The organism is Desulfobacterales bacterium (genome assembly GCA_029211065.1).
Taxonomy (GTDB): domain Bacteria; phylum Desulfobacterota; class Desulfobacteria; order Desulfobacterales; family JARGFK01; genus JARGFK01.
This window is the reverse complement of record JARGFK010000060.1, coordinates 21,931-29,226: the sequence shown is the minus strand read 5'-3', so window position 1 is coordinate 29,226 and position 7,296 is coordinate 21,931. Positions and strand designations below refer to the sequence as shown.

General features: G+C 56.2%; 9 protein-coding genes. All 9 read left to right on the top strand.

The window, feature by feature from the left end; all coding sequences use genetic code 11:
• The first annotated feature begins 160 nt into the window (after positions 1–160).
• The 9 genes from P1P89_13910 (at position 161) to P1P89_13870 (ending at position 7,141) form a co-directional block, all read left to right on the top strand.
• Entirely contained in the window at positions 161–424 is a 264-nt protein-coding gene (locus tag P1P89_13910) for a hypothetical protein (GenBank protein ID MDF1592606.1), read from the top strand.
• Positions 424–927, top strand: coding sequence for a 3TM-type holin (locus P1P89_13905; GenBank protein ID MDF1592605.1), 504 nt, complete (start codon positions 424–426; stop codon positions 925–927). Before P1P89_13910 ends, P1P89_13905 begins: the two co-directional genes overlap by 1 nt.
• A gap of 160 nt (positions 928–1,087) precedes the next feature.
• Positions 1,088–1,414, top strand: a complete 327-nt coding sequence (locus P1P89_13900) for a hypothetical protein (protein ID MDF1592604.1) — start codon at positions 1,088–1,090, stop codon at positions 1,412–1,414.
• Entirely contained in the window at positions 1,404–1,661 is a 258-nt protein-coding gene (locus P1P89_13895; protein MDF1592603.1) for a hypothetical protein, read from the top strand. Before P1P89_13900 ends, P1P89_13895 begins: the two co-directional genes overlap by 11 nt.
• A complete protein-coding gene (locus P1P89_13890; protein ID MDF1592602.1) occupies positions 1,661–2,173 on the top strand; it encodes a DUF1804 family protein in 513 nt (170 codons plus the stop codon). The genes P1P89_13895 and P1P89_13890 overlap by 1 nt, the downstream gene beginning before the upstream one ends.
• Entirely contained in the window at positions 2,157–3,710 is a 1,554-nt protein-coding gene (locus tag P1P89_13885; protein MDF1592601.1) for a hypothetical protein, read from the top strand. The genes P1P89_13890 and P1P89_13885 overlap by 17 nt, the downstream gene beginning before the upstream one ends.
• Positions 3,711–5,267 (top strand): DUF935 family protein, encoded by a 1,557-nt coding sequence (locus tag P1P89_13880; GenBank protein ID MDF1592600.1) that lies wholly within the window; start codon positions 3,711–3,713, stop codon positions 5,265–5,267.
• Positions 5,251–6,501, top strand: a complete 1,251-nt coding sequence (locus tag P1P89_13875) for a phage minor head protein (GenBank protein MDF1592599.1) — start codon at positions 5,251–5,253, stop codon at positions 6,499–6,501. Before P1P89_13880 ends, P1P89_13875 begins: the two co-directional genes overlap by 17 nt.
• A gap of 109 nt (positions 6,502–6,610) precedes the next feature.
• A complete protein-coding gene (locus tag P1P89_13870; GenBank protein ID MDF1592598.1) occupies positions 6,611–7,141 on the top strand; it encodes a phage virion morphogenesis protein in 531 nt (176 codons plus the stop codon).
• Positions 7,142–7,296: the final 155 nt, after the last annotated feature.

Here is a 7,296-nt window from a genome sequence, read left to right as displayed (position 1 = left end):
CGCCGCACGAAATGTGGCTGTTGGGCGCGCGGCTGGTGGCCAGCCTAATGGAAATACTCGGCATCGGCAAAGACAGGGTGCACGGGCATTATGAGTTTGCCGATTACAAATCATGTCCGGGCGTGTGTTTTGACATGGACCGTTTCAGAGGAGAATTGCCATGAAAGCAGGGATCAGGGGTCAGGGGTCAGGTATCGGGATGGTTATCGCATTTTGTGCGATGGTTCTACTGCCGGCGGGGTGTGCGAGCGTTCCCAAGTGCCCGGTATGCCCGGCGGACAATGTTATTTTTATGGCCCAGGACGGTTCGCTGGTGAGCATTCCCAAAGGTTTTTTCGACCAGGGCGATGGTGAGAGCTGGATGCGGCTGGAGGATTTTAAAAAACGCATGCAGGATGCCCGCAGACAACAAGGAGGGATGTGATGGGGCTGGATCTGACGGGGTTGGGAAGCGTGTTTGATTTTGCCAAAGGGATTGCCGACCGCTTTTTTCCGCCCAAGGCGACCGAGGCGGAAAAATTAGCGGCGGCGGCCGCGATGGCGCCGGTGATCGAGGAGCGTGAAACCAAACTGATAGACGCCCAGAAGGATATCATCGTCGCCGAACTGCAGCAGGGGGACAACTATACCAAACGGGCGCGACCGACCATCATCTATACCGGCTTGGGGGTAATTGTCTTTACCAAGGTCGTGATGCCGGTTGTCATGAGCGGCCTGATCATCCTCTTTGCGTTTTTGGGCAGCCTCATGACGCCGGAACAGTTCAAAATCATTCTGGCCGAGCTGGAAAAACTAAAAGGAATCGATATGCCGGCAGAATTCTGGCTTTCCTGGTCGGGCGTTTCCGGAGTGTATGCCATCGGGCGCACCCTGGAGAAAAAGGGATATACCAACAAAATTATCTCGGCCATTACGGGGAATAAATAACGGCCAGTGATCGGGGCCGGATGTCAGGGAGCAGGAAATGGGAATTGTTATTGCAGCGCTTTTAATTGGATTTGTTGTCGGGGCCTTTGTCATGCGGACGTTTATATCCTGGCGGTCCCGGACCATATATAAGATCGGGCGCTGACAAAAAGGAGGATGCATGAGCCCCGAGCAGATTGCGGCGTTGTCGGCATTGCTGACTATGATCTCGCGGCTAAGCGGCTGGCCGTTTGGAGTTTTAATTTTTCTGTTTTTTATCGGCCCGTGGCTGCTGGCCGTGATGCTGGCCTATTCCTACCGGCGAAAATACGAGAGCAATGTGCGCCTGGTGGAGGATTATAACAGCATTGCCGGCGATCTCAAGGATGTCGTGATGCTTAATACTCAGACCCTGACGACATTGATCGCGGACGTTCGAACCAACCAGTATTGCCCCCAGGTCCGGCTGAAAAAAATAGCCGGAGGAAGGACTGACGATGGCAATTAATCTGGAGCGTGCCGCCCTGCGCGGCCGGTTGGCTGAGTGCGAAAGCGCGCAGATGCGGCTCAGAAATAAATTTGAGGCGCTATCCCGCATGCTGCGTGAGGGCTTAAACACCGCGCTGCACCGTGAGATCGAGGCGATTGACATCCCCCAGCTTGCAACAATCTGGAGCGACCTTGAGGTTTCCTGGGGTGAGCTGCTCTCGATCCGCAGCGATATCGAACGTCTCAATAGGGAGCTGGGAAGCTAATGGGTGCAAAAGGCGACCGGGCCGCCAAAGAGCCGCTGGCCATGAAGCTGTATGCCGACGGCGCGAGTCTCACGGACATATCCGCGCGTCTTGATATCAGCGATACGACGTTGCGGCGCTGGAAGTCAGAAAGCCTTATTCCCGGCGAAGATATCGACGGCTGGGACAAGATGCGCCAGCAGAAACGTGGCAACATTCAGCGGCTGCGGGATTTATTTGAACGTGAACTCAAGTTTGCCGAAGAATCCGAAAAGGGGAGCATCTCAGCGCCCTCGATGGACGCGCTCTCCAAGCTGGGGTCCCTGGTCAGAACCTGGGAAGCGATTGAGCAGGCGCACCTGGCCCAAGCTAATGAAAGGCAGAACATCGACCGGCCCAAACTCTTTCTGGAGCATCTGGAATTTATGGCCGAAGTTCTCAAGGAAACCGACCCGGAAGGGCTGAAAGTGCTGGCTAAAAACTTTGATTTTATCGTGGTGAAATTCAAGGGGAAATATGCGCAAGCGGCCTAAACTTACAGAGAGTCGTTTCGATCAATGGGCAGACGAACTCAAGACCTGGATCGTGGAGTCTGTTTCGCCGTTTAAAAACGATACGCCCGAAAAGCAGGCGGCGCGTAAACACCGGGCGCGGCATGATCTTCTGTATTTTTGCGCCACCTATCTGCCGCATTATTTCACGGCTGAATTCGGCGAGTTTCATCAGGAATGGGAGGAACTGACCGAGATCCGGGATGAGTCGGTGTTTGTGGCCGCTCCCAGGGAACATGCCAAATCCACGTTTTTCACCTTCGGCGTGCCGATCAGAAACATCTGCTATGCCCTGCGCTGGTTTCAGCTGGTGATATCGGACACCAACGACCAGGCCACCGGCTTTACGGTGGCGATCCGCACGGAGCTGGAAGAGAATCCCCGGCTAAAACATGACTTCGGAGACCTGCAAAGACCCTATGGCCGCCGCAGCGTCACCTGGAAAAAGAATGACTTTATCGCTTCAAACGGCGTGCGGGTCTTGGCCAGGGGTCGCGGTGAAAAGGTGCGCGGCCTTAAAAACCGGCAGCACCGGCCCGATTTTGCCGTGGCGGATGATTTTGAAAACGATGAAAATGTCGAAAACCCGAAGCTGGTTACCAGGGGAAAACGCTGGCTCACACGGGCGGTGATTGGCTCGATGGGCGAGGGTTACACGTTTTTGATGATCGGCAACCTGTTTCACCCCAAGAGCGTACTGGCCCAGTTTATCGCTGATAAAGACGAGGACGACACCCCGCTTTATGTCAGCCGGATCTACCGGGCCTGGATCGATTACGGCAAGCAGGGACAGCGTCCTCTGTGGCCGGCCCTGTGGCCGCCCGAGCGCTTGGAGAAAAAACGGCGGCAAATGGGCACGGTGGATTTTAACGCCGAGATGATGAACCTTACCGGCGCTGAAAACTCGCCCTTTCCGGAAGAATGGTTTGTCTATTACGAACCGAACGAAATCGAAGGTTTGGAATTGCAAACGGCGTCGGCCGTCGACCCCAGCGCCAAGAGCGGGGAAAACAACGATTTCAAGGCGATTCCGACAGTGGGCTTAAACCGTCAGACCATGATTTTCTACGTACTGCACGCCTGGATTCGGCACGCCAGCCCTGGCGAGATGTTTCGAGCCGCCTACCGGCAGCATGACGAATACGGCGGGCAGGTGGGCATCGAGGACAACATGCTCGAAGACTTTCTGCATGAAGCCATCCAGAATTACGCCAAAGAAGCCGGACGCTATATTCCCTGGATGCCGGTGCACCACAGCACCAACAAGGAGGCCCGGATCATCGGCACGCTTTCATACCTCGTGGAATACGGCAAGATCCGCTTCCGCAAGAATCACAGCGACCAGAATCTGCTGGTAGAGCAGCTTATTTATCTTCTCAACAAAAACGTTAACGACGACGGCCCGGACGCTCTGGAGGTAGCCGTTTCAATGCTCCAGGACGGCGGCGGACAGATCGAATTTGAATCTACCGGGCACAAGCGCACCTTTACCCGCATGCGCAATTTCATGGGGGCCTAAATGGCTAAAAAGGTAAAAACAGAAAAGCCGATCACCGACGAAATCGCCACCACGGCCAAGGATATCGACATCTTTGCCGGATGGCTAAACCGCCTGGAAAACCCGGACCCGACGCTGCGCACCGAAGCCGGTGGCAAGGGCTTAAAGCTATACGACGAAGTGGACCGCGACAGCCATGCCGGATCGGTACTCCAGACCCGTTATCTGGCAGTGGTCGGCAAAGAGTGGGAAGTGCTGGCGGCGGATGACAGCGATGCCTCCGGAAAAATCGCCGATGCGGTCAAGAGCATGCTGCTGTCGTGCAATTTCACCCAAGCGTGTCAGGAATTGTTGCAAGCGATCCTTTACGGGTTTTTTGTGAGCGAGGTGATGTGGTCCGTAGTCCGTCGTCCGCCGTCAATGGACCGTGGCAAAAGCGGCAACGGACAATGGACCACAAACAACGGACAACCCCTTATCATTCCGGCTAAAATCATGGGCAAACACCCCCGGCGGTTCATGTTTGATATGGAGCGAAGCTTAAGGCTGCTGACCCCGCAGAATATGATCGACGGCGAAGCCGTGCCCGATCGTAAATTTATCGTTTTCACCTGCGGATCATCCGACAATCCCTACGGCAAAGGTCTGGGACAAAAGCTGTGGTGGCCGGTGTGGTTTAAGAAAAACGGCATCAAGTTCTGGCTCATGTTCCTTGAAAAATTCGGCATGCCCACGGTCAAGGGCAAATACCCGCCGGGCACGCCGCCCGATCAGCAGCAGGCCCTGCTGGATGCCATCGACGCCCTGCAGAACGAGACCGGCATCAAGATTCCCAATACGATGGAGCTGGAGTTGATGGAGGCTACGCGCCAAGGACGGGTCACCTATGAGACCCTGGCCGAGTATATGGACAAGCAGATGTCAAAGGCTGTTCTGGGCCAGACCGCCACCACCGAAGGGACGCCCGGAAAATTAGGCGGCGATGAGGCCCAGGGCAAAGTGCGCCAGGATATTCTGAAAGCCGATGCGGATCTGCTTTGCGAATGTCTCAACAGCACGCTGGTGCGCTGGATTGTCGATTATAATTTTCCGGGAGTAACCGATTACCCCAAGCTGTGGATTCGCACCGATGCCGAGCAGGATCTCAAAGCCCTTGCCGACCGGGACAAGATATTGGTCAACGATATCGGCCTGCCGGTGGGCCGAAAGTATTTTTATGAGACCTATGCGATTCCGGAGCCGGAGGAAGATGAAAATTCAGTGGCGGGCGGGGATGCGCCTGTGCCCTCGAAAGCGGCTGCGCTGCCGGCCGGAGCGAGGGAATTTGCAGAAACAGGCGATCTTTCCCCGGCCGATACATTGGCCGCGCTGGGGGACAAAACGCTCGCGGAAGCGAACCTGGACGACCTGATGGCCCCAATTGAGCGCCTGCTCGGATCGGTTGAAACGCTCGAAGAATTCCGCGACCGGCTGCTGGAGGTTTACAGCGACATGGACGCATCTTCCCTCGGCGATCTCATGCAAAAGGCGTTAACACTGGCCGATTTATCCGGGAGGTTTGATGTCGGCGAGCGCTAAACACAGGGATTTGCCCTTTGACGAGGCGATTCAGTTCTTCAAAGACAAGGTCAAGCTGCCCACCGCCACATGGAAGGCCCTGTGGCAGGGGATGCACGCCCGCGCATTCGTCTCTGCCGGCGCCATGAAGGATCAGCTTTTGACTGACCTGCACTCAGCCGTGCTGAAAGGGCTGGAAAAAGGGACCACTCTGAAAGAATTCCGCGACGATTTTAGCGACATCGTGCAGAAGCACGGCTGGCAATATAAAGGCGGCAAGGGCTGGCGCAGCGCCGTGATTTTTAACACCAATATCGCCACGGCCTACGACGCCGGCCATTACAAACAAATGACCGATCCGGACGTTTTAAAGGCCCGGCCCTACTGGCGCTATGTGGCATCGAGTGCGGCCGACCCCCGGCCCGAGCACATGGCCTGGTACAATGTCATCCTGCCGGCCGATCATCCCTGGTGGGATACGCATACGCCCAGAAACGGATGGGGGTGCAAATGCGGGGTGGTCAGCCACAGCGCCCGCGAGGTTGAGCGGCTCAAAAAGGAAGAGGCCGATGGTCCGAACCCGATCAAGGCCACGGCGCCCAAAACCGAGCATTACGAGTGGACCGACAAGGCCACCGGCAAGGTGCACAGTATCCCGAAAGGGATCGATCCGGGCTGGGATTATAACGTGGGCAAGGCGGCCTGGGGTAAGCAGCTCTCAGAGAAAACGATGGCAACCTGGCAGGCTCAGGGCGCCAAAGCCTGGGAGCGGCTGACGCCGGGCGACTGGCGAAGCGCCGGACGGTCGGAGAAAATTGCGATCGACAAGCCTGCGGCCAAAGTCGGACCGCCGCTCAAATCGCAAGCAGATCTGGCGGCGGCTCTAAAAAAAGTTCTGGGTGCGGAAGAAAGGGTGTTTTCCTTCCAGCAAAATAAATTTCGCTACAACGTGCTGGCAAACGCAGCGACGCTGGCCGAGCATGTGCCGCTGGATCGCACGCCTTTCGTGCCGTTTATTCCGGAGGCGTTAGCCGACCCTTTTGAGGTCTGGCTTTCGTTCGAGCGCCACAAAGGCACCGGCAAATACGAGCTGCGCCAGCGCATCATTAAAGCAGTTTCGCTGGAAAAAGATCGAGCGGTCCTGATGGTGGCGCAATCAAGGGGCGGCGTTATGGAAGCCTGGACAATGATTCCGACGACGAACTTGGATTATGTCAACAACCAGAGACAAGGGAAGCTAATATGGTCAAGGTAGGAACTCAGGCTCTGCGGCAGCCTGGTCGCCCGGCTTCGGCATCGGGACCGCAGCCCTTACCGGAACCATCGTTAAAAAAAAATTTAACCGATTTTGAGGGAAAAGTCAAGTGACCGGCGCAGCGATCGAAATAAATGTAAAAATCGATGATCAGAAAGTCAGGCAGCTCATTGCCCGCATCCGGCAGCGACAGAGGGACATGACACCGGCCATGAAAATCATCGGCGAGACGGTGCGCTCCTCGGTGATCCGGAACTTCGAGAAGGGCGGACGGCCGACCAAATGGGAACCGTCCAAGAAGAAAAAAGGCAAAACGCTGATGGTCCAGGGACTTGGCGGGGGGCTGGCCGGCAGCATCAATGTGCGCGCCGCAAGCGACAGCGTCATCGTGGGCACAAATAAGAAATACGCCGCCGTGCATCAGTCCGGCGCGGCGAAAGGGAGCTTTAATAAAGGCAGTCCGGTTGACATGATGATTCGCGCGCACCTGCGCAAAGGGATCAAGGTGCGGGCGCACACCCGCCGGATGAAACTCCCCCGGGGCGACATCCCGGCGCGGCCGTTTCTGATGGTCCAGGATGAAGACTGGAGCGAGATCCGGGCGGCGCTTTCGGACTATTTGCTGGGGGCGGGCAGATGAACCGTCCGGGAGGGTGCGCAAAAATCGCTCAAACCGCCTTTAAAATCGCTCAGGATCGTTTAACTATTTTTGACCCGGCCCAAAGGCCGGACCCGGAGAAAATGCAAAAAACAGGGGCCTTAAATCGCATTACAGCAAACCGGGGATCGGGGGCC

Coding starts and splice junctions, on each gene's coding strand:
- P1P89_13910 (MDF1592606.1), top strand. CDS start 161: ATGAAAGCAGGGATCAGGGGTCAGGGGTCAGGTATCGGGATGGTTATC.
- P1P89_13905 (MDF1592605.1), top strand. CDS start 424: ATGGGGCTGGATCTGACGGGGTTGGGAAGCGTGTTTGATTTTGCCAAA.
- P1P89_13900 (MDF1592604.1), top strand. CDS start 1,088: ATGAGCCCCGAGCAGATTGCGGCGTTGTCGGCATTGCTGACTATGATC.
- P1P89_13895 (MDF1592603.1), top strand. CDS start 1,404: ATGGCAATTAATCTGGAGCGTGCCGCCCTGCGCGGCCGGTTGGCTGAG.
- P1P89_13890 (MDF1592602.1), top strand. CDS start 1,661: ATGGGTGCAAAAGGCGACCGGGCCGCCAAAGAGCCGCTGGCCATGAAG.
- P1P89_13885 (MDF1592601.1), top strand. CDS start 2,157: ATGCGCAAGCGGCCTAAACTTACAGAGAGTCGTTTCGATCAATGGGCA.
- P1P89_13880 (MDF1592600.1), top strand. CDS start 3,711: ATGGCTAAAAAGGTAAAAACAGAAAAGCCGATCACCGACGAAATCGCC.
- P1P89_13875 (MDF1592599.1), top strand. CDS start 5,251: ATGTCGGCGAGCGCTAAACACAGGGATTTGCCCTTTGACGAGGCGATT.